We start from the raw sequence: 21,702 nt of genomic DNA, 5'->3' as shown, positions 1-21,702 counted from the left end.
GCTGACCTACCAGCCGCGCTCGGCCAGGCGGTGCGGCTCCGGCACGTCCTCGACGTTGATGCCGACCATGGCCTCACCCAGGCCGCGCGAGACCTTGGCGATGACGTCGGGGTCGTCGTGGAAGGTGGTGGCCTTCACGATGGCCTCGGCGCGCTGGGCCGGGTTGCCGGACTTGAAGATGCCGGAACCGACGAACACGCCCTCGGCGCCGAGCTGCATCATCATCGCGGCGTCGGCCGGGGTCGCGATGCCGCCCGCGGTGAACAGCACCACGGGGAGCTTGCCGTTCTGCGCGACCTCCTTGACGAGCTCGTACGGCGCCTGGAGCTCCTTGGCGGCCACGTAGAGCTCGTCCTCGGGGAGGTTCTGCAGGCGGCGGATCTCCTGGCGGATCTTGCGCATGTGCGTGGTGGCGTTGGAGACGTCACCGGTGCCGGCCTCACCCTTGGAGCGGATCATGGCCGCGCCCTCGGTGATGCGGCGCAGGGCCTCGCCGAGGTTCGTCGCACCGCAGACGAAGGGGACCGTGAAGGCCCACTTGTCGATGTGGTTCGCGTAGTCGGCCGGGGTGAGCACCTCGGACTCGTCGATGTAGTCGACGCCGAGCGACGCGAGGACCTGGGCCTCGACGAAGTGGCCGATGCGGGCCTTGGCCATCACCGGGATCGAGACGGCGTCGATGATTCCGTCGATCAGGTCGGGGTCGCTCATCCGGGCGACGCCGCCCTGGGCGCGGATGTCGGCGGGCACGCGCTCGAGAGCCATGACGGCGACGGCGCCCGCGTCCTCCGCGATCTTCGCCTGGGTGGCGTCGACCACGTCCATGATCACGCCGCCCTTGAGCATCTCGGCCATGCCGCGCTTGACGCGGGCAGTGCCCGTGACCTGATCAGTGCTCACCGGGGCAACCTTTCGCGAGGGGAAGTTCTGGTGAACTCACGGTACGACCGTTGTGGCCCCCTCTCCCAAGCCACTGGGGCCACATTTCGGAATGCCACTTCACGATCAACGCAGGTCGTGACGCCGGTCACCCAGAAGTGGCGTGAACGCCGGTCGGCGACCGGATGGGTCTCCGGGCTTGTCCTGCGCCGTCAACAGGTGTGAGATCGGACACTACGACTTGACGGAGGTCGCCATGGGAAGCAAGCACTCCGACAACGGCTCATCGGCAGGCGCGGTCGCTGTGGACGACCCGGCCAAGGTCCGCAACGTCGTGCTCGTGGGACCGTCCGGCGCGGGCAAGACGACGCTCACCGAGGCCCTGCTCGCCACCACCGGCGTGCTGACCCGCGCGGGATCGGTCACCGAGGGCACCACGGTTTGCGACCACGATCCGGCGGCGGTGCGACAACAACGGTCGGTAGGCCTGGCCGTCGCCCCCGTCCAGCACGGGGACGTCAAGATCAACCTGATCGACACCCCCGGCTACGTCGACTTCGTGGGTGAGCTCAGGGCAGGACTGCGGGCCGCGGACGCGGCCCTTTTTGTTGTGAACGCCTTCGAGGGCGTCGACGCGGCCACCATCGCGTTGTGGGAGGAGTGCTCTCTCGTGGGCATGCCTCGCGCCGTCGTGATCACGCGCACGGACCACCACCGTGCGAACTTCGCCAACGCGGTGATCGAGTGCCAGGCCGCGTTCGGTGCCGGCGTCGTGCCGCTCTACGTGCAGGAGGGCGACTCGCTCGTCGGCCTGCTGACCTCCGGTGAGAACCACCCGGACGAACGCGCGGCGTTGATCGAGGGCATCATCGCCGAGAGCGAGGACGAGACCCTCATGGACCGCTACCTCGCGGGCGAGGACATCGACCAGGACACGCTGATCGCCGACCTGGAAACCGCCGTCGCACGAGGCTCGTTCCACCCCGTGATGCCCGTGTGCGCCGCAACCGGCATGGGTCTCACCGAGCTGTTGGACGGCATCGCGCGCGCGTTCCCCTCACCGCTGGAGCACGAGCTTCCGTCCGTGACGTCAGTCGACGGCATCCCCCAGCCCCGCATGGCCCCTGACCCGGACGGGCCGCTCGTCGCCGAGGTGGTCCGCACCGCCGTGGACTCCTACGTCGGCCGCGTGTCGCTGGTCCGCGTCTTCTCGGGCACCCTGCGCCCCGAACGCCCCGTGCACGTCTCCGGGCACGGCATGGCCGACCGCGGCCACGAGGACCACGACGCCGACGAACGCGTGGCCCACATCTACTCGCCGTTGGGCTCCACGCTGCGAGAAGTCCCGTACTGCGTCGCCGGCGACCTGTGCGCGCTGACGAAGCTGACCACCGCCGAAACCGGCGACACCGTCTCCGCCCCCGAGCAGCCGCTGCTCATGGCGCCGTGGGACATGCCGGAACCGTTGCTGCCCATCGCCGTCGTCCCGCGCACCCGCAGCGACGAGGACAACCTGGCCCGCAACCTCAACCGCCTGGTCGCGAGCGATCCCACCCTGCGCCTGGACCGCAACGCCGAAACGCACCAGATGGTGTTGTGGTGCATGGGCGAGGCCCACGCCGACGTCGTCCTGGCGCGCCTGCGCGCGGGCGGAGCCGAGATCGACACCGAACCGGTCCGCGTCCCGTTCCGCGAGACCTTCGCGGGCTCCGCCAAGGGCCACGGCCGCCACGTGAAGCAGTCCGGCGGCCACGGCCAGTACGCCGTCTGCGACATCGTCGTCGAACCCCTCCCCCGGGGCTCCGGCGTCGAGTTCGTCGACAAGATCGTCGGCGGCTCGGTGCCGAACCAGTTCATCCCGTCCGTCGAGAAGGGCGTCCGCGCCCAGTTGGAGCGGGGTCTCCACGACGGCACCCCGGTGGTCGACGTCCGCGTGACGCTCGTCGACGGCAAGGCGCACTCCGTCGACTCGTCCGACGCCGCCTTCCAGACCGCGGGGGCGCTGGCGTTGAAGGAGGCCGCCGCGGCCGGGCGGACCCAGTTGCTGGAGCCCGTGGACGAGATCGCGATCCGGTTGCCCGACGAACACCTGGGCACCGTGCTCGGGGACCTGTCCGGGCGGCGCGGGCGGGTGCTCGGGACCGAGGCGGACGAGGGTGGGCGGACGGTGATCCGCGCCGAGGTGCCTTCTTCGGAGCTGCTGCGGTACGCGATCGAGCTGCGGTCGCTGACTTCGGGGACCGGGACCTTCACGCGCCGGTTCTCGCGTTACGACCCGGTGCCGGAGTCGCTGGCGGCACGCGCCGGCAGGTAGCACCGCTCGCTCGCGTGCTCCCCCGCGAGTCCGGCGCGCGGTCGAGGCGGGCCGTCACCACGAGACCCGCCTCCGCCAACGCCCGCACCTCCCCGTCCGGGTCGAGGAACCGGAACGTCAGGTCGACCTCGTCACCCCACCACGCGGTCAGCGTCCGCGCCTGGCCCGCCGCGGTCTGCGCGTCCCGCACGTGGAACGCCACCAACGCCTGCCCGCCAGGCTTCAACACCCGCGCGAACTCCGCGTAAGCCGCAGCACGTGCAGCGGCATCGAGGTGGATGACCGCGTACAGGCAGACGAGCGCGGATACCGACTGCGACCGCACGGGCAGCGCGGTCATGTCACCGGCACAAGCCGGAACAGCGGCGTGCGCGCACATCTCCGGTGACAGGTCAACGCCGACCACAGCCACCCGATCGGCCAGGTAGGCGGCGACGTGCCCGGGCCCGCAGTCGACGTCGAGCACAGACCGCCCGCCACCACGCCGAGCAGCGCGCGGTCCAGCGGTTTGCCGGCGAGCTCGCCGCTCAGCTCGGACGCGTAGCGCGCGGCCACGCGGTCGTACGAGCGGCGAGTGCTCACCGGTCCGCTCTAGGTGTTCTGGGGGAACCCCAGGTTCACGCCGCCGTGCGAAGGATCGAGCCACCGCGACGTGACCACTTTGGAGCGCGTGAAGAAGTGCACGCCGTGCGGCCCATACGCGTGTGAGTCACCGAAAAGCGATTCCTTCCACCCGCCGAACGAGTAGTAGGCGACGGGCACGGGGATCGGCACGTTCACGCCGACCATGCCCACCTCGACCTCGTTCTGGAACCGGCGGGCCGCGCCGCCGTCGTTGGTGAAGATCGCGGTGCCGTTGCCGTACCGGTTCGCGTTCACCAGCTCGACGGCCTCCTCGTAGGTGTCCCGGCGGACGACCGACAGGACCGGTCCGAAGATCTCGTCGGTGTAGATCGTCATGTCGGTGCCGACGTGGTCGAAGAGGGTCGGGCCGAGCCAGAAGCCGCCCGCGTCGCCGTCGATCGGGTGGTCGCGGCCGTCGACGGCGAGCACGGCGCCCTCGACGACGCCGGCGTCCAGGTAGGACGCCACCTTGTCGCGGTGGGCGCCGGTGACCAGCGGTCCCATCTCGCACGCCGAGCCGGAGCCGACCTTCACGCCGGCGATCCGCGACCTGATCCGGTCGACCAGCGCGTCGCCGACGTCGCCGACGGCCACGACGACCGAGATCGCCATGCAGCGCTCACCCGCCGAGCCGAAGCCGGCGGACACCGCGGCGTCCGCGGCCAGGTCGAGGTCGGCGTCGGGCAGGACGACCATGTGGTTCTTGGCGCCGCCGAGCGCCTGCACCCGCTTGCCGTGCGCGGTGCCGGTCTCGTAGACGTACCGGGCGATCGGGGTGGAGCCGACGAACGAGATCGCCTTCACCACGGGGTGTGCCAGCAGCCGGTCCACCGCCACCTTGTCGCCGTGCACGACGTTGAGCACGCCGTCGGGCAGCCCGGCCTCCGCGAACAGCTCGGCGATGAAGCAGGCCGCCGACGGGTCCTTTTCGGACGGTTTGAGCACCACCGTGTTGCCGCAAGCGATTGCGGTGGGCACGAACCACAGCGGCACCATCGCCGGGAAGTTGAACGGCGAGATCACGCCGACGACCCCGACGGGCTGCTGGATCGAGTAGACGTCGACGCGGGTCGACGCGTTCTCGGAGAAGCCGCCCTTGAGCAGCTGCGGGATGCCGCACGCGTACTCGACGGACTCGAGTGCGCGCTGGACCTCGCCCGCCGCGTCGGACACGACCTTGCCGTGCTCGGCCGAGACGATCTCGGCCAGCTCGCCCTTGCGGTCGTCGAGGAGCTGGCGGAACTTGAACATGACGGTCGAGCGCTGCGCCAGGGACGCGGCGCGCCAGGACGCAAACGCTTCCGCGGCCACGGCCACCGCGGCGTCCACTTCGGACACGGACGCGAAGGCCACCTGCGAGGCGATCTCGCCGGACGTCGGGTCGTAGACGTCGCCCTGCCGCTCGGGGGTGCCGTCCCAGGGCTTGCCGCCGATCCAGTGCCTGATCATGCGCGCTCCACCGCCTGCGCCAGGATCGCCAGAGCCTCTTCGAGCTCGTCCTCGGTCAGGGTCATCGGCGGGGCCAGCCGGATCACGTTGCCGTAGAGGCCGCCCTTGCCGACGAGGAGGCCGAGCGCCTTCGCCTCGCTGAGCACGGTGGCGGCCGCGGCGGCGTTCGGTTCGCCCTCCGGGCCGACGAACTCGACGCCGACCATCAGGCCCTTGCCGCGCACGTCGCCGATCACCGGGTGCTTGTCGGCGAGCGAGCGCAGGCCGCTGATCAGGCGTGAGCCGAGCTTGGCGGCGTTGGCCTGCAGGTCGTGCTCGAGCAGGTAGTCCACGGTGGCGAGCGCGCCTGCCGTGGAGATCGGGTTGCCGCCGAAGGTGGAGATCGAGTTGGCGGTGATGGAGTCCATCAGGTCGCCGCGGGCGACGACGCCGCCGATCGCGAGCCCGTTGCCGAGGCCCTTGGCGAACGTCATCGCGTCCGGCACCACGTCGTGCGCCTGGATGCCCCAGAAGTGCTCGCCGGTGCGGCCCCAGCCGGTCTGCACCTCGTCGGAGACGAAGAGGATCCCGTACTCGTCGAGCACGTCCTTGAACGCGCGGAACAGGCCGTCGGGCGGGGACGTGAAGCCGCCGACGCCCTGGATCGGCTCGGCGATCATGCAGGCGACGTCGCCGGAGGTCGTGGTCTCGATGACCTCGCGCAGGTCGTCGACGCAGGCCTTGACGTAGTCGGCGTCGCACAGCGACCTGAACGGCGAGCGGTAGCGGTAGCCACCGTGCACCCAGCTGACCTTGATCGGCGACAGCGCGGACGCGGACCAGCCCCGGTTGCCCGTGATGGCGACCGTGGCGAACGCACGGCCGTGGTAGCTGTTGCGCAGCGCCAGGACCTGCTCGCTGCGGCGGGCCTGGGTGGCGAGCATGAGCGCGGTCTCGTTGGCCTCGGTGCCGGAGTTGGTGAAGAACACCTTGGCGTCCGGGATGCCGGAGAGCTCCGCGATCTTCTCGGCCAGCTCGACCTGGGAGCGGATCAGGTACAGCGTGGAGCTGTGCAGCACGCCCGTGTCGAGCTGCGAGCGGATCGCGTCGCTGATCTCCGCGACGTCGTAGCCGATGGCGTTGGTCAGGATGCCCGCGAAGAAGTCGAGGTAGGTCGTGCCCTCGCGGTCGGTCACGCGGCGCCCGCGGGCGCTCGCGATCTCGATGGGCTCGTCGTAGTAGAGGGCCAGCCACTCCGGCATCACCGCGCGGTGTCGTGCCAGCAGCTCCTTGTGGGCCATCACGTCCTCCAGGGGTCTACTCCTGACCTCGGAGTCTGCTGGCGCGCAGGGTTCGCCGCCATGCACAACCTGTACCCGGATCGGCTGGTTGGCATTACGTTGTGTCCATGTACCCGACGGTCGCCGAAGTCGTCGCCCTGCCGGTGATCCGGCAGGGAAGGCCCCGTCTGGTCGCGGGGTCGGCCGGGCTCGGCCGCCGGGTCCGCTGGGTGCACGTGGCGGAGATCGCGGACATCGCACCCCTGCTGCGCGGCGGTGAGCTCGTGCTGACGACCGGCGTGATGCTGCCCGAGTCCGGTCTCGCCCGCTACGTCGAGGAGCTGGCCGCCGTCGGGTGCGCCGGGCTCGTGGTCGAGCTGGGCAGGCGGTGGCGCGACGACGTGCCGGCCGCGCTCGTGACGGCGGCGGAGCACCACGGGTTGCCGCTGCTCACGCTGTCGGAGGAGACCAAGTACGTGGCCGTGACCGAGGCGGTAGTGGCGTTGATCGTGGACGCCCAGCTCGCCGAGCTGCGGGCCGCGGAACAGGTGCACGAGACGTTCACGGCGCTGACGGTCGCCGGCGCGGAACCCTCCGAGGTGCTGCGCGAGGTCGCCCGCACGTCCGGGCTGCCCGTCGTGCTGGAGACGCTCGGGCACGACGTGCTCGCCTACGACGCCGCCGGGCACGACCCCGTCCTGCTGCTCGACGACTGGGCAGCGCGCTCGCGAGCCGTCACGGTGTCCGAACGGACCGCCTACGACACCGCGTCCGGCTGGCTGATCACGATCGTCGGGGCGCGCGGAGCCGACTGGGGCCGGCTCGTGGTGGTGTCGCCGGAGCCGCCCCCGCACCGGCACGTCGTCGTCGCCGAACGCGCCGCGTCCGCGCTGGCCGTGCACCGGCTCGTGGCGCGGGACCGCGAGTCGCTGGAACGGCAGACGCACCGGACGCTGCTGGCCCAGCTGCTCGGCCAGTCGCCGCAGTCGCCGGACCTGGGCGCGCGGGCGGCGGCGCTGGGCGTTCCGCTGGAACGGCGGCAGCTGATCGGCGTGGCGGTGCGGCCGGTCTCGGTGCTGCAGGGGCAAACGCTTGCCACACAGGAGGTCCTGCGCGACCTCGCCGAGGCGACCGCGCTGGCCGGGCGGCGCGTGACGGTGGCGGCGCTCGTCGGCGTCGTGGACGACACGTCGGTGCGGGCACTGCTGTCGGTGCCGTCGACCGTGGGCGTGGAGGGGGTTCTGCGCAAGGTCGCGCGCGAGATCCACCGCACGGCGGCTTCGGAGGTCGTGATCGCCGTCGGCACCACCGTCACGTCGACCGCGGACGTGCGCCGGTCGCTCGGCGAGGCCGCCCACGTGGCCGGAGCGGCGTTGCGGGCGCCGGGATCGCAGCTCTACCACCGGCTCGACGACGTGCGGCTGCGCGGCCTGCTGCACCTGCTGCGCGACGACGAACGCGTGCGGGCCTTCGCGGACCGCGAGCTCGGGCCGTTGCTGGCGCGCGACACGGCGCAGGGCTCACGGCTCGTGGAACTGCTGCGGTGCCTGTGCGAGAACGGCGGCAACAAGTCGGCGGCCGCCGCGGCGGCCCACCTCTCGCGCACCGCCTACTACCAGCAGCTCGGGCGGATCGAACAGGTCCTCGGCGTCTCGCTGGAGGACCCGGAGTCCGTGCTGTCGCTGTACGTCGCGCTGCTGGTGCACGAAATGGGCCCGTGAGCGCGCACGGGCCCATTTTCGACGTGCGAACTCAGCCGTTGATGGTCGGGAGCATGCCCGAGAGAACGGTCGGGTTCTGCACGGCGCCGTTGACCGGCAGCGCGGACAGCGACGGCGACGGCAGGTTGCCGACGCTCGCGGTGCCCGGCAGGTCGCGCGGGTCGGGCAGGCCGGCGATCTCGCCGATCTGGGCCGCGATCGGGAAGCCGACGGAGCGCTCCTGCGCCGCGGCCGGAAGGCCGGGGAGAGCCGGCAGGTCGCCCACGACGGGCAGGCCCACGCGCGGCAGCTGGACGGCGGCACCCGACTGGAGCGGGGTCGCGTCCTGCGTGGCGTCGGTGATCAGCTTGTCCGCGCCCACCTCGGGAAGGCCGGTCCCCAGCTGCGGGGCTTCGGCGGCGCTGGCCGAACCCGCGAGGAGCGGGGCGGCGCTGGCGGCGAGCAGAGCGGCGGCGCGGAACAGTCCGGAACGAGACACAGTTTTCCTCAATCTGGTTTTGGGGACCGATCTTCGATTTCATCGGCGCGTTCAGTTCGCGGATTAACCCGCTCGATCGGGTGTTCAGGGCTTGAACCCCGTGCCACGGGAGTCGCCGCGGTCTTCGTGCGACCTCGTGAAGCATCGGTGACCTGCCGAAAGTGAGCGGGCCACCCATCCGCACGCTCCACCACCACAACAAAAAATGTCTTGTCGTCACGTCGGGACACACGGCCTTCGATCACCGTCGGTACACACCGGACGGCGTAGACCGTCCCTATCGGGTGAGATTGGTGCGCCGGGTCGGGCTGTACCCGGAGGAGGCCCGACCGGCACCGTCCCGTTCGGACTGACCGCCGCGGGCGCACCGGGATCTTTCCGTCCACTTCGGAAGCGCGGAGGTGTTCACGTTGCGCCGTGTGACCCGCGCACTTGACGTGCAACTGTTCTCGTTCGGCTCCCTGGTCCGCACGGCGCACTGCGCCGGTTGATCACGTGACGGCGGCGAACCCGGTAGAAGTGGCCTCATGTCCGCAGACGACGACGCCCGCCGCCTCCAGGCGGCCAACCCGACCGGCTGGTTCGAAGACCTCTACGCGGCCGCCGACGCCGGCACCGCCGCCGTCCCGTGGGACGTCCCCCACCCGCAGGCGCACCTCGCCGAGTGGGCGAACGGCCTCGACGGCACCGGCAGGAGCGCGCTGGTCGTGGGGTGCGGCTTCGGCCGCGACTCCGAGTTCCTCGCCTCGCTCGGGTTCGACGTGACCGCCTTCGACGTCTCCCCCACCGCCATCGCCGCCGTCCGGGCGCGCCACCCCGGGTCCGCGGTGTCCTACGTGGTGGCGGACCTGCTGAACCCGCCCGCCGGGTGGCACCGCGCGTTCGACCTGGTCGTGGAGAACATGACCGTGCAGGCGCTGCCACCGGCGCTGCACGCCGAGGCCGCCGGGAGGGTCGCGGGCCTGACCGGCGGGACGTTGCTGGTGCTGGCCGTGGCGCGGGACGAGGGGCCCGAGCCGGACGGGCCGCCGTGGCCGCTCACGCGGGCCGAGGTCGGGGCCTTCGCGGCGGACGGGCTCACCGAACGGTCGGTCGTCAGGGACAACGGCCGGTGGGTGGCCGAGTTCGTTCGGCAAGTGGCCATGAACTGACAATTCATGGGCGACTTCCGCCGCTTAGCGTGAATCATGCTCGTTCGTCGGCTGATCGCCCGTCTGCTCGACTGGCTCCTGGTGCTGGTCGTGGCGTGGCCGTTGGTCCACGAGCCCGTGCTGGTGGTGGCTTGCGCGGTGGTCTACGACGTCGTGCTGCTCCGCCTGAACACCTTCGGCAAGGCGCTGACGGGGTTGCGGGTCGTGGGTTCCGCGTCCGGCCTGAGCCTGCGGCGGGCGCTGACCCGCACGCTCGTCACCACCGCTCTGCCGGGTGCGGGCGCGGTGCTCGTGCTGGTCGGTCTGGGTTGGCGGGAGCCGGCGCTGATGGCGGGCGTCGGCTGGCAGCAGCCGTGGGTCGTCATCGGCGAGCACGTCACCGTGGGGCCGACCGGCTGGGTCGCGTCGTTGCTGCTGGCCGGAGGGTTCGCGTTGCTCGTGCTGTCCGCCGTGGAGGCGCTGGACCTGCGCGGGACGCGGACGTGGCACGACCGGAAGGCGGGCACGGCCGTGGTGCGGCTCAAAGTCGCTGCGAACTCCTGAACGGGACCGGAGAAGGATCCTCCTGCCCGCACCACACGTCTACCGGTGCGCCCAGGGCGGCTTCGAACGGAACCCGCACCCGTTGAGGAACCGCGGCAGCACGAGCACCACCGGACCGGACAGCCCCGTCCACGCGCCCCACGGCATCGGCTGAACGGGTGCGGGTCCGGCGGAGGGCACCACGCCGTCGGGCCCGGTCCAGCCGAGCAGGCGGCGGCCGCGCGGGCTCGGCGCGGCGCCCGTCGCACCCGCCGCGACCAGGCCCGGGCCATCGAGCAGCAGGCACGCCGGGGCAGCACCATGCCCGACAGCGGAACACAATGTGCGCCGATCATGACAAGCGTGGACACTCTGACACTGCCACACCTGCGGCGGCGGACCCAGGATTCCGGGGTGGAATCAGACCGGGTTGGCGTTGTTTCAGCAGCGTAACAGGGGGTTGAACGATGGCAGTCGAGTCCTCACCGCCCCAGGTCACACCTGACGGCCGCGTCGAACTGAGCGACGTGGGTCCCATCACGGACAGCAGGTTCTTCAACCCCGAACTCGCCCCCGTTCCCGTGCGGCAGCGGACGTGGACGACCTACAACTTCTTCGCGCTGTGGATGGGCATGGCGCACAACATCCCCAGTTACACGCTCGCGGCGAGCCTGATCGCGATCGGCATGGACTGGGTGCAGGCGTTCCTCACGATCACCCTGGGCAACCTGATCGTGCTGGTCCCCATGCTGCTCAACAGCCACGCGGGCACGAAGTACGGCATCCCGTTCCCCGTGTTCGCCCGCGCGTTTTACGGCATCCGCGGCGCGAACCTCGTCGCGTTGCTCAGGGCGTTCATCGCCTGCGCCTGGTTCGGCATCCAGACGTGGGTGGGCGGCAAGGCGCTGCACGTCATCATCGGGCGGCTGGCCGGCGAGAGCTGGGCGAACGCGTCGGTCGTCGTCGGGCAGCCGTGGACGTTGTGGTTGTGCTTCTTCGGTTTCTGGGTCGTGCAGATGCTCGTCATCTGGCGCGGCATGGAGGCGATCCGGCGGTTCGAGAACTGGACGGCGCCGCTCGTCAGCGTCGGGTTCCTGATCCTGCTCGGCTACGTGCTGGTGAAGGCGGGCGGCTTCGGACCGATCCTGCAGACCGGCAGCAAGCTCGGCTGGGGCCCCGACTTCTGGAAGGTCTTCTTCCCCTCGCTGATGGGCATGATCGCGTTCTGGTCGACGCTCAGCCTGAACATGCCGGACTTCACCCGGTTCGGCGGCAGCCAGCGCAAGCAGGTCACCGGTCAGATCCTCGGCCTGCCGACGACCATGTCGTTCATCGCCATCGTCGCGATCCTCACGACGTCCGGCGCGCAGGCGTTGTACGGCGAGGCGATCTGGGACCCGGCGGACCTCGCGTCCCGCTTCGACAGCACCGCCCTGGTGCTGGTCGCGCTGGTGTCGCTGGTGCTGGCCACGATCTCGGCGAACCTCGCGGCGAACGTCGTGAGCCCGTCCTACGACTTCTCCAACGCCTTCCCGCGCCGCATCACGTTCGCCGTCGGCGGCCTGATCACCGGCGTCATCGGCATCGTGATCCAGCCGTGGCGGCTGATCTCCGACCCCAGCATCTACATCTTCGCGTGGCTCGGGTTCTACGGCGGGCTCCTCGCGAGCGTGGCCGGCGTCTTCGTCGCCGGGTACTGGGTGATCAAGAAGACCGAGCTGCACCTCACCGACCTCTACCTGGACGGGCGGGGCGCGTACTGGTTCAACGGCGGCTGGAACTGGCGTGCCGTCGTGGCGACCCTCGTGGGCTCCGTGCTCGCGGTCGGCGGCGCCCACGGAGGTCCGTTCCCGGAGGGCGGCCTGATCCCGTTCCTCAAGCCGCTCTACGACTACAACTGGGTGGTCGGCTTCGCGGCCGGCTTCCTGGTGTTCCTGGCCCTGAAGGACAACACGGCAAAGGAGACGACCAGGTGAGCAACATCATCCGGGCGGCGCTCGTCCAGCAGAAGTGGACGGGCGACAAGGAGTCGATGATCGCGAACGCGGTCGAGCACATCCGCAACGCCGCGTCCCAGGGCGCGCAGGTGCTGTGCCTGCAGGAGCTCTTCTACGGCCCCTACTTCTGCCAGGTGCAGGACGCGGACTTCTACTCCTACACCGAATCGATCCCCGACGGCCCCACCACGGAGCTGATGAAGGAGGTCGCCGCGCAGAACAACATCGTGCTGATCGTGCCGATGTACGAGGTGGAGCAGCCGGGCGTCTACTACAACACCGCGGCGGTGATCGACGCCGACGGCACGTACCTCGGCAAGTACCGCAAGAACCACATCCCCCAGGTGAAGGGGTTCTGGGAGAAGTTCTACTTCAAGCCCGGCAACCTCGGGTACCCGGTGTTCGACACCGCGGTCGGCCGCATCGGCGTCTACATCTGCTACGAGCGCCACTTCCCCGAGGGCTGGCGGGCGCTGGGCCTCGCGGGCGCGAAGGTCGTGTTCAACCCGTCGGCGACGTCCCGGTCGCTGTCGGAGTACCTGTGGAGGCTGGAGCAGCCCGCCGCGGCCGTGGCGAACGAGTACTTCGTCGGCGCGATCAACCGGGTGGGCGTGGAGCCGTTGGGGGACAACGAGTTCTACGGCCAGACGTACTTCGTGTCGCCGCGCGGCCAGCTCGTGGGCGAAGCAGCGTCCGACACCGAGGAAGAGCTCGTGGTGCGCGACCTGGACCTCGACCTGCTGACCGAGGTCCGCGACACGTGGGCGTTCTACCGCGACCGCCGCCCCGACACCTACGAGGGCCTGGTGACGCCGTGAGCACACTCGTCAAGAACGGCCTGGTGATCAACGCGACCGGCTCGCACGCCGCCGACGTGCTCATCGACGGCGAGCACATCGCGGCGCTCGTGACGCCCGGCTTCGCCGTCCAGGCCGACGAGGTGCTCGACGCCGCCGGGAAGTACGTCATCCCCGGCGGCATCGACGCCCACACGCACATGGAGATGCCGTTCGGCGGCACCCAGTCCGCGGACACCTTCGAGACGGGCACGACGGCGGCGGCGTGGGGCGGCACCACCACGATCGTCGACTTCGCCGTGCAGCCCAAGGGCAGCAGCCTGCTGTCCACCCTGGACAGGTGGCACGCCAAGGCCGACGGCAACTGCGCGGTCGACTACGGCTTCCACATGATCATCTCCGACGTGACCGACGAGTCGCTCAAGGAGATGGAGTCGTGCATCGCGGCAGGCGTGAACAGCTTCAAGATGTTCATGGCCTACCCCGGCGTCTTCTACGCCACCGACGGCGAGATCCTGCGCGCCATGCAGAAGGCGCGCGAGACGGGCGCCACGATCATGATGCACGCGGAGAACGGCATCGCGATCGACCAGCTCGTCGCGCAGGCGCTCGCGAACGGCCTGGGCGACCCGGTGCAGCACGGGCTGACCCGGCCGCCGGAGCTCGAGGGCGAGGCCACCTCGCGGGCGATCCAGCTCGCGAAGGTGACCGGTTCCCCGCTCTACATCGTGCACCTGTCGGCGGCACAGGCGCTCGACGCCGTCACGGCCGCACGGGACACGGGCCAGAACGTGTTCGCCGAGACGTGCCCGCAGTACCTGTACCTGTCGCTGGAGGACCTGGCCAAGCCGGGCTTCGAGGGCGCCAAGTACGTGGCGTCGCCCCCGTTGCGCCCCAAGGAGCACCAGTCGTCGCTGTGGCGCGGGCTGCGCACCAACGACCTGTCCGTCGTGAGCACCGACCACTGCCCGTTCTGCTTCAAGGACCAGAAGCAGCTGGGGCTCGGCGACTTCTCCAAGATCCCCAACGGCATGCCCGGCGTCGAGCACCGCGTCGACCTGCTGCACCAGGGCGTCGTGAAGGGCGAGATCACCCGCGAACGCTGGGTCGAGATCGTGTCGACCACGCCCGCGCGCATGTTCGGCATGTACCCGCGCAAGGGCGTGATCGCACCGGGTGCCGACGCCGACGTCGTGGTCTACGACCCGGCGGCCACGCAGACGATCTCCGCCGAGACCCACCACATGGCCGTGGACTACTCGGCCTACGAGGGCTTCGAGATCACCGGCAAGGTCGACACCGTGTTCTCGCGCGGCCGCAAGGTGATCGCCGACGGCGCCTACCACGGTGCGACGGGCCACGGCCGGTTCGTGTCCCGCGACCTCAACCAGTACCTCGTGTAGAGAAAGGCGGAACCGCCGTGGACTTCGGCATCGTGCTGCAGACCGACCCGCCGGCGCGGGACGTCGTGGAAGGCCTCCGCGCGGCCGAGGACTGCGGCTTCCGCTACGGCTGGACGTTCGACTCCTGCGTGCTGTGGCAGGAGCCGTTCGTCATCTACTCGCAGGTGCTCGGCGCCACCAAGGACATCGTCATCGGCCCGATGGTCACCAACCCGTCCACCCGCGACTGGTCGGTGACGGCGTCGTTGTTCGCGACGCTGAACGACATGTTCGGCAACCGCACGGTCTGCGGCATCGGCCGGGGCGACTCGGCCCGCCGCGTGATCGGCCAGAAGCCCGCCTCCCTGGCGACGCTGGGCGACGCGATGCGCGTGATCAAGGAGCTCGCCGAGGGACGCGAGGTCGAGCACCACGGCACCGCGGTGCGGATCCCGTGGGTGCGCAACGGGAAGCTCGAGATGTGGATGGCCGCGTACGGTCCCAAGGCGCTCAAGATGGTCGGCGAGCAGGCCGACGGCTTCATCCTGCAGACCGCCGACCCGGACATCGCCCGGTGGACGATCGGCTCCGTCCGGGAGGCCGCACGGGCCGCCGGGCGGGACCCGTCGGCGATCACGATGTGCGTGGCGGCGCCCGCCTACGTCGGCACGGACGTCCCGCACCAGCGCGACCAGCTGCGGTGGTTCGGCGGCATGGTCGGCAACCACGTCGCGGACCTCGTCGCCCGCTACGGCGACTCGGGTGTCGTCCCCAAGGCCCTGACCGACTACATCAAGGACCGCGAGGGCTACGACTACTCCCACCACGGCAAGGCGGGCAACCGGTCCACCGACTTCGTGCCGGACGCGATCGTGGACCGCTTCTGCCTCGTGGGACCGGAGTCGGCGCACGTCGAGCGGTTACAGGAGCTGAAGGAGGTCGGCGTGGACAACTTCGCGCTGTACCTGATGCACGACGAGAAGGACAAAACGCGCGACGCCTACGGATCGGCGATCATTCCCGCCGTTTAGGTCCATACTGTCGTGCATGTCTGATGATCTGCCGTTACCGGACGTGTCCAACAACGCGGAGGGCACGTCCGGGCAGGTCAACCAGTTCGGTGTCGTCCACGGTGACGTGCACGTCGGCGGTGCCTCCCGGCCGGCCGCGCTGCCGCTGCGGGTGGGCCTGGTGCCGCAGCGCGCCGGGTCGTTCCAGCACCGCGGTGTGGACGTCCCGGACCGCGCCGTCCTGACCGGGATGGGCGGCGTCGGCAAGACCCAGCTCGCCGCCGACCACGCCGAACGGCTGTGGCACGCGGGCGAGGTCCGGGTGCTGGTGTGGGTCACCGCGGCCTCCCGCGACGCGATCGTCTCCAGCTACGCCGACGCGGCCGCGAAGATCACCGGGCGGGCTGGGAGCGCGCGGACGTTCCTGGAGTGGCTCGCCGAGACCACGGAACCCTGGCTGGTCGTGCTCGACGACGTGCAGGCGCCCGCGGACCTGCACGGCCTGTGGCCACCGGCGTCGGGGCGCATCGTCGTGACGACCAGGCGTCGGGACGCGTCGCTGCGCGGCGACCGGCAGGTCGTCGACGTGGACGTCTTCAGCGCCCGGGAATCGGTGGCGTACCTGACTTCCGCGGCCGGTGGCGCCGACGGGGCCGCCGAGCTGGCCGAGGATCTCGGGCACCTGCCGCTGGCACTGGCCCAGGCGGCCGCGTACGTCCTCGACCGCCAGCTCTCGTGCACGCAGTACCGGACTCGTCTGGCGGAGCGGCGCCTTGCCGCCGTGGCACCGGACGACCTGCCCGACGAGCACCGGGCGACGGTCGCGGCGACCTGGTCGTTGTCCGTGGAACGAGCCGACTCGCTGCAACCGCGGGGCGCGGCACGCCCGCTGCTCGCCATCGCGAGTGTGCTGGACGCCAACGGCATCCCGCTGGAGGTGTTCACCTCACCGGCGGTGCTGGGGTTCCTCGGCGTGGCCCCCTCCGACGCGCGGGACGGGCTGAGCTGCCTGCACCGGCTCAGCCTGGTCACCTTCGACGCCGAGGCCGGATCGGTGCGGGTGCACGCGCTGGTGCAGCGCGCCACCAGGGACGCGGCCGACCTGGGCGCCGTCGTGCGCGTCGCGGCCGACGGGCTGGCGCAGGCGTGGCCGAGGACCGAGCGCGGCACCGAGCAGGGGCGAACCCTGCGCGCCAACGCGGAAGCCCTCCTCGCGTCGGGTGGTGAGGCCCTGTGGGACGGCGCCTGCCCCCCGGTGCTGTTCCGCCGGCTGGAAAGCCTGGTCGACGTCGGTCTGCTCGCGGAGGCCGTGGAATCGCTGGAAGGCCTCCTGCCGACCGCCGTCGAACGCCTGGGCCCGCGCCACCGCGACGTCCTGACGATCCGCCGCCTGCTGATCCACTTCGGGAGCGAGACGACCGACCCGGCCGGGGCGATCACCGCCTACCGCCGGCTGCTGGCCGAACTGCTGGAGGCCGTCGGTCCCGACGACGTCCAGACGCTGCTCCTCAGGCGGGGCATCGCGTGCAGCCACGGCGTGGCCGGTGATCCGGCCCGTGCCGCCGCCGACCTGGGCCGGCTGCTCACCGACCAGCTCCGCGTCCTCGGTCGCGACCACGACGAAACCTTGACCACCAGGCACAACATCGCGTTCTGGCGCGCCCAGGCCGGCGACGTCGCGGGCGCGCTCGCCGAAGCGCGACGGCTCCTCGCGGACCGGGTCGGCCTGCTCGGCCACGACAACGTCCAGACGATGATCACCCGCCAGAACATCGCCGACATGATCGGCAAGGCGGGCGACCCGGCTTCGGCGGCGGCGGAGACCCGGCTGGTGCTGGCCGACCGGAGCCGCGTCCTCGGCCCCGACCACGCGCAGACCTCGATGAGCCGGAGCAGCCTCGTGCACTGGCTGTACGAAGCGGGGCAGGTGGCCGCGGCGGCGGCCGAGGCGAGGAAACTGCTCGAGGACCAGATCCGGGTGCTCGGCCCGGCGCACCCCGAGGTCGCGTCCACCCGCGCGTCGTTCCTGTACCTGGCCGAGAAGTCCCGCGAGGCCGCGGGGTTCTGGGACGCTCAGCGGACCGAGCGGGTCTCGCCGTCCCACTCCGAGCCCAGCGACCCCATCAGCTCGGCCAGCTGGACCGGGTACACGGTGTCCTCGGTGGCTTCGAGCTCCTCCGCGCTCCACCAGCGGAACGTGGAGATCGTGGTCTCCTCGACGTCGTCGAAACCCGACGTGTCGACCTCGAGCCCGTCGACGGAGGCGTAGAAGAACCACTCCTCGGCGTCGAAGGTCTCGCCGTCGAAGCTGAACACCGTGCGGCGGCGCCAGATCGGGCCGACCAGCTGCTCCGGCGCGAGCTTCACGCCGGTCTCCTCGAACGCCTCGCGGACGGCCGCGTCGCGCAGTTCCTCGCCGTCCTCGACACCGCCGCCGACGGTGAACCAGAACAGCTCCTGCGGCCGTGCGGGGTCGAAGCCCTGGAACAGCAGCACGCGGCCCTCCGCGTCGGTCAGCACGACGCGCGCGGACGGGCGGGGCTTGAGCATCACCGCGTCGGACTGGGCGGTGGGCTCCGCGATCTCGAAGTACGACGGCTGCGGCGCGGTGCCGGAGAGGCGGAGCCAGCGGACGACCCGGCGGCGGCGCTGCAGGAGCGTGTCGCGCACGGCGTCGTTGTGGACCCTGCGGGCGAGCACGACGCGTTCCTCGGCGTCGGCGAGCTCGAAGGCCGCGGCCGGGGCCAGGGACGAGCGGTCCAAGGCGGCGAGCAGGCCGGAGAGCTCGTTCTCGGCGAGCTCGCGATCGGCGCGGGAGGCGGACTCGGCCTTCGAGGCGGCAGCGGCCAGCGCGGGGTCGAGCAGGGCGCGGACGACGACCGCGCGACGGGCCAGTGCCGCGTCGAGGGCCGCCCAGGCCGCGTCGGTGCGGACGTGCAGGCGGTCGAGGCGGTTCGCGATGCCGAGGACCCAGGCGGCCAGGAGGAGCGCGACCGCGACGACGACCAGGAAGGCGGTCATGCCTCGCTCACCCGGCGAGGGTCGGCGGCGATGGCGGTCTCGTAGACGCGCAGCACCTGGCTCGCGACCACGGACCAGTCGAAGGCCTGCACCCGTTGCGATCCGAGGTCGACGTACTCGGCGCGCAACGCCGAGTCGCGCAGCACCGAGCGCAACGCGTCCGCCAGCGCGGCCGCGTCGCCGACCGGGAACAGCGCGCCCGCCTTGCCGTCGTCCAGCACGCGGCGGAACGCGTCGATGTCGCTCGCCACGACCGCCGTGCCGGCGGACATCGCCTCGGTGAGGATGATCCCGAAGGACTCGCCGCCGGTGTTCGGGGCGACGTAGACGTCGACGCTGCGCAGCATCCGCGCCTTGTCCTCGTCGCTCACCTGGCCGAGCAGGTCGACCCGGTCGGCGTGCGGCCCGTCGAACGAGGACTCGCCGCGGCCCACGACGAGCAGCCGCAGGTCCGGGAACTCGTCGGCGATCAGGCCGAACGCCTCCCACAGGATCGGCATGCCCTTGCGCGGCTCGTCGTAGCGGCCGACGAAGCCGATCGTGCCGCCGGGGCGCGGGTAGCCGTCCAAAGTGGACGCCGAGGCGAAGAAGTCGACGTCGACGCCGTTCGGGATCTCCACCGCGTCGCCGCCGAGGTGCTCGACCTGGACCCGCCGGGCCAGCGCGGACACCGCGATGCGGGCCGTGACCTTCTCGAGGAACGGCTGCAGCACCCCCTGGAACGCCGACAGCATCTTCGAGCGCGGCGTCGAGGTGTGGAAGGTGGCGACGATCGGGCCGTCCGCGACCACCAGCGCCAGGAACGACAGCGACGGCGCCGTCGGTTCGTGCAGGTGCAGGACGTCGAACTGGTGCTCGTCGATCCAGCGCCGCACCCGCGCGTACGAGACGGGACCGAAGCTCAGCCGCGCCACGGACCCGTTGTACGGGATGCCGACCGCGCGGCCCGCGGACGTGACGAAGTCCGGCAGCTGCTGGTCGTCGTCGGCGGGGGCTAGGACGTTGACGGTGTGCCCGAGGCCGATGAGGGCGCGCGCGAGGTCGACGACGTGCGCCTGCACTCCCCCGGGCACGTCGAAGGAGTACGGGCAGACGATCCCGACCTTCACCGGGCGAGCCTCCTGGCCAGCGCGGCACGGCGGCTCTCCGGCAGGTCGGCGAGCCACAGCTTCTGCAGCATGTGCCAGTCGGCGGGGTGCGCGGCGATGTCGGCCGCGAACACGTCCGCGACGGCCTGCGTGGCCGTCTGGACGTTGCTGACCTTGATCGGCGGGTGGATGCGGAAGTGCCAGCCGTCCTCGGTGAACCAGCACCCGACCGGCAGCAGCGCGGCCCCCGTCGTCGCGGCGAGGTGCGCCGGCCCCGCGGGCATGAGCGTCTGCTCGCCGAAGAACGTCACGGGCACCCCGGACGACGTCAGGTCCCTGTCGCTGAGCAGGCACACGACCCTGTTGTCCCGCAACCGCTCGGCCAGCACCGTCGCGGGTGGACAGTTGCCGCCGTGCAGCGGCAGCACCTCGAAGCCGAGGGTCTCGCGGAACTCCACGAACTTGCGGAACAACGACTCGGGCTTCAACCGCTCGGCCACCGTCGTGAACGTGCCGGAGTGGCCGACCAGCCACACCCCGGCCATGTCCCAGTTGCCGCTGTGCGGCAGAGCGGCCACGGCACCGGTGCCCGCCGCGAGCGCCGCGTCGAGGTTCTCCACGCCGGACACCTGCGAGTCGCACTTCTCGTACGCGGCCTTCAGGTCCATCGACGGCAACCGGAACGCCTCGCACCAGTACCGCGCGTACGACCGCACCGAGTCGCGCACCAGCTCGTCGAGCTCCTCGTCCCCCGCCTGCGGAACGACCCGCCGCAGGTTCGCGCGCAACTGGTCGATGCTCGCGCCACCACGCTTCACCGCGTAGTCGGCACCGGCCCGGAACACCCCGCGAGCCCACGACTCCGGCAACAGGCGGATCAGCCGCCACCCGGCGCTGTACCCGAGCGTCGCGAGGTTCACGCGGCCTCCCGCGCCGACTTCGCCACGGCGAAGATCCGCTGCAACACCGTCACCACGGTCATCGCCGCCAGCAACCACAACGAGACGTCCAGCAGGTACGGCACACCCAGCCCCTGCACCCCGGCCCCGACGAGCGCGACGATGAACCGCTCGGCCCGCTCGGCGAGCCCGCCGTCGGCGGACAGCCCGTTCGCGTCGGCACGCGCCTTCACGTACGAGATCACCTGCGACGCCACCAGGCAGATGAACCCGGCCGCCGCCGTCCACCGGTTGCCGGTGTCGAACGCGTACCAGGTCAGCGCCGCGAACAACGCCCCGTCCGCGATGCGGTCACAGGTGGCGTCGAGCACGGCCCCGAACCGCGTCGGCCCCTGCGCGCGAGCCATGGCCCCGTCGATCAGGTCGAGCAACACGAAGAACGCCACGAGCGCGCAGCCGACGAACAACTGCCCGCGGGGGATGAACCACAGAGCGCTGGCAACGGCACCGACCGTGCCGACCACGGTGACGGCGTTGGGCGTGAGGCCACGCGCCAGCAACCACGCCCCGATCGGATCGGTGACGCGCGAGACGGACGCGCGAGCGAAGATGTTCAGCATGGCAGGTCGCAGCCTAGCTGGACTGGTGAAACGCGCGGCTCGCGGGTGAGGCGGCGGCGCGGGTGAGGCGGGGGCGCGGGGAGGCGGGCTGCGGCGGTGGCGTGCTGCGGTGACGGATCGCGGTGGTGGCGGCAGGTGGCGTCTGGCGAGAGGCAGGCCGCGGCTGCAGTGAACAGCGGTGGTGTGCTGCGGTGGCGGCGGCAGGCTGCGACTGTGACGACCCTGGGATGCGCGGTGGCGGTCGGCGGTAGCTCGCGGTGGTCACGGGCGGCGCCTGGCAAGCGGCTGGCCGTGGACGGCGGCTGCGGCGAACAACGGCGGGGCGCGCAGCACGACCCCATTTGCAACGCCCACCACCCCGGTTGTCGGAATGTCAACATTCCTACAACCGACGCTTGTCTGAATGTTGACATTCCGACAAGCGGCACGCTGACAGCCTGGCCAAGACGCCGGAACAGCAGGGAGGGGGACCAGCAGCACCGCACCAGCCG

Annotated in this window: 18 protein-coding genes and 1 pseudogene; 9 read left to right on the top strand and 10 right to left on the bottom strand. The window is 71.1% G+C overall.

Annotated features, from left to right (window positions below):
- Positions 1–6: 6 nt before the first annotated feature.
- On the bottom strand, positions 7–900 hold the full coding sequence (pdxS, locus tag L6E10_RS10100) for a pyridoxal 5'-phosphate synthase lyase subunit PdxS (RefSeq protein ID WP_090103153.1): 894 nt from the start codon (positions 898–900) through the stop codon (positions 7–9).
- 235 nt (positions 901–1,135) lie between these two features.
- Here pdxS and L6E10_RS10095 point away from each other — a divergent pair, with 235 nt between their 5' ends.
- Positions 1,136–3,193 (top strand): elongation factor G-like protein EF-G2, encoded by a 2,058-nt coding sequence (locus L6E10_RS10095; RefSeq protein ID WP_236219050.1) that lies wholly within the window; start codon positions 1,136–1,138, stop codon positions 3,191–3,193.
- Here the strand turns inward: L6E10_RS10095 and L6E10_RS10090 are convergent.
- The 3 genes from L6E10_RS10090 to L6E10_RS10080 form a co-directional block, all read right to left on the bottom strand.
- Positions 3,129–3,659 (bottom strand): class I SAM-dependent methyltransferase, encoded by a 531-nt coding sequence (locus L6E10_RS10090; protein WP_236219048.1) that lies wholly within the window; start codon positions 3,657–3,659, stop codon positions 3,129–3,131. The two genes, L6E10_RS10095 and L6E10_RS10090, sit on opposite strands and share 65 nt — an antisense overlap.
- A gap of 125 nt (positions 3,660–3,784) precedes the next feature.
- A complete protein-coding gene (locus tag L6E10_RS10085) occupies positions 3,785–5,266 on the bottom strand; it encodes a CoA-acylating methylmalonate-semialdehyde dehydrogenase (protein WP_236219046.1) in 1,482 nt (493 codons plus the stop codon).
- Positions 5,263–6,546 (bottom strand): aspartate aminotransferase family protein, encoded by a 1,284-nt coding sequence (locus L6E10_RS10080; protein WP_236219044.1) that lies wholly within the window; start codon positions 6,544–6,546, stop codon positions 5,263–5,265. The genes L6E10_RS10085 and L6E10_RS10080 overlap by 4 nt, the downstream gene beginning before the upstream one ends.
- Positions 6,547–6,653: 107 nt before the next feature.
- Here L6E10_RS10080 and L6E10_RS10075 point away from each other — a divergent pair, with 107 nt between their 5' ends.
- Positions 6,654–8,246 carry a PucR family transcriptional regulator gene (locus L6E10_RS10075; RefSeq protein ID WP_236219042.1) on the top strand — a complete coding sequence of 531 codons (1,593 nt, stop codon included), beginning with the start codon at positions 6,654–6,656 and terminating at the stop codon, positions 8,244–8,246.
- A gap of 31 nt (positions 8,247–8,277) precedes the next feature.
- Here L6E10_RS10075 and L6E10_RS10070 read toward each other — a convergent pair whose 3' ends face one another.
- Positions 8,278–8,724 (bottom strand): hypothetical protein, encoded by a 447-nt coding sequence (locus tag L6E10_RS10070; RefSeq protein ID WP_236219040.1) that lies wholly within the window; start codon positions 8,722–8,724, stop codon positions 8,278–8,280.
- A 527-nt stretch (positions 8,725–9,251) separates the two neighbouring features.
- Here L6E10_RS10070 and L6E10_RS10065 point away from each other — a divergent pair.
- The gene (locus tag L6E10_RS10065) at positions 9,252–9,875 is read left to right on the top strand and encodes a bifunctional 2-polyprenyl-6-hydroxyphenol methylase/3-demethylubiquinol 3-O-methyltransferase UbiG (RefSeq protein ID WP_236219038.1); all 624 of its coding nucleotides are present in this window, start codon (positions 9,252–9,254) and stop codon (positions 9,873–9,875) included.
- A gap of 36 nt (positions 9,876–9,911) precedes the next feature.
- The gene (locus L6E10_RS10060; protein ID WP_236219036.1) at positions 9,912–10,418 is read left to right on the top strand and encodes a hypothetical protein; all 507 of its coding nucleotides are present in this window, start codon (positions 9,912–9,914) and stop codon (positions 10,416–10,418) included.
- Between the two features lie 39 nt (positions 10,419–10,457).
- Here L6E10_RS10060 and L6E10_RS10055 read toward each other — a convergent pair whose 3' ends face one another.
- Entirely contained in the window at positions 10,458–10,739 is a 282-nt protein-coding gene (locus tag L6E10_RS10055) for a hypothetical protein (RefSeq protein ID WP_236219034.1), read from the bottom strand.
- 125 nt (positions 10,740–10,864) lie between these two features.
- Here L6E10_RS10055 and L6E10_RS10050 point away from each other — a divergent pair, with 125 nt between their 5' ends.
- The 5 genes and pseudogenes from L6E10_RS10050 to L6E10_RS40750 form a co-directional block, all read left to right on the top strand.
- The gene (locus tag L6E10_RS10050; RefSeq protein WP_236219032.1) at positions 10,865–12,373 is read left to right on the top strand and encodes an NCS1 family nucleobase:cation symporter-1; all 1,509 of its coding nucleotides are present in this window, start codon (positions 10,865–10,867) and stop codon (positions 12,371–12,373) included.
- A complete protein-coding gene (locus L6E10_RS10045; protein WP_236219030.1) occupies positions 12,370–13,212 on the top strand; it encodes a nitrilase-related carbon-nitrogen hydrolase in 843 nt (280 codons plus the stop codon). Before L6E10_RS10050 ends, L6E10_RS10045 begins: the two co-directional genes overlap by 4 nt.
- The gene (hydA, locus tag L6E10_RS10040; RefSeq protein ID WP_236219028.1) at positions 13,209–14,594 is read left to right on the top strand and encodes a dihydropyrimidinase; all 1,386 of its coding nucleotides are present in this window, start codon (positions 13,209–13,211) and stop codon (positions 14,592–14,594) included. Before L6E10_RS10045 ends, hydA begins: the two co-directional genes overlap by 4 nt.
- Positions 14,595–14,611: 17 nt before the next feature.
- The gene (locus tag L6E10_RS10035; protein ID WP_236219026.1) at positions 14,612–15,604 is read left to right on the top strand and encodes a TIGR03842 family LLM class F420-dependent oxidoreductase; all 993 of its coding nucleotides are present in this window, start codon (positions 14,612–14,614) and stop codon (positions 15,602–15,604) included.
- A 16-nt stretch (positions 15,605–15,620) separates the two neighbouring features.
- Positions 15,621–17,573: pseudogene (locus L6E10_RS40750) on the top strand (tetratricopeptide repeat protein); the annotation flags it as partial.
- An 83-nt stretch (positions 17,574–17,656) separates the two neighbouring features.
- On the opposite strand, the gene L6E10_RS10030 reads toward L6E10_RS40750, so the two are convergent.
- From L6E10_RS10030 to pgsA, 4 genes are read right to left on the bottom strand one after another with little or no spacing between them, the layout of a single operon-like run.
- Complete coding sequence (locus L6E10_RS10030) at positions 17,657–18,604, bottom strand: NUDIX hydrolase (RefSeq protein WP_236219025.1); 948 nt, start codon at positions 18,602–18,604, stop codon at positions 17,657–17,659.
- Positions 18,601–19,713, bottom strand: a complete 1,113-nt coding sequence (locus L6E10_RS10025) for a glycosyltransferase family 4 protein (RefSeq protein ID WP_236219023.1) — start codon at positions 19,711–19,713, stop codon at positions 18,601–18,603. The genes L6E10_RS10030 and L6E10_RS10025 overlap by 4 nt, the downstream gene beginning before the upstream one ends.
- Complete coding sequence (locus L6E10_RS10020) at positions 19,710–20,612, bottom strand: phosphatidylinositol mannoside acyltransferase (protein ID WP_236219021.1); 903 nt, start codon at positions 20,610–20,612, stop codon at positions 19,710–19,712. Before L6E10_RS10020 ends, L6E10_RS10025 begins: the two co-directional genes overlap by 4 nt.
- The gene (gene pgsA, locus L6E10_RS10015; protein WP_236219019.1) at positions 20,609–21,211 is read right to left on the bottom strand and encodes a phosphatidylinositol phosphate synthase; all 603 of its coding nucleotides are present in this window, start codon (positions 21,209–21,211) and stop codon (positions 20,609–20,611) included. Before pgsA ends, L6E10_RS10020 begins: the two co-directional genes overlap by 4 nt.
- Positions 21,212–21,702 lie beyond the last annotated feature (491 nt).

Origin of the sequence: Lentzea sp. CC55 (assembly GCF_021056325.1) — a bacterium.
GTDB classification, from domain to species: domain Bacteria; phylum Actinomycetota; class Actinomycetes; order Mycobacteriales; family Pseudonocardiaceae; genus Lentzea; species Lentzea jiangxiensis.
Note: the sequence above shows the minus strand (reverse complement) of the source record. Positions and strands in the feature narration are given on the sequence as shown.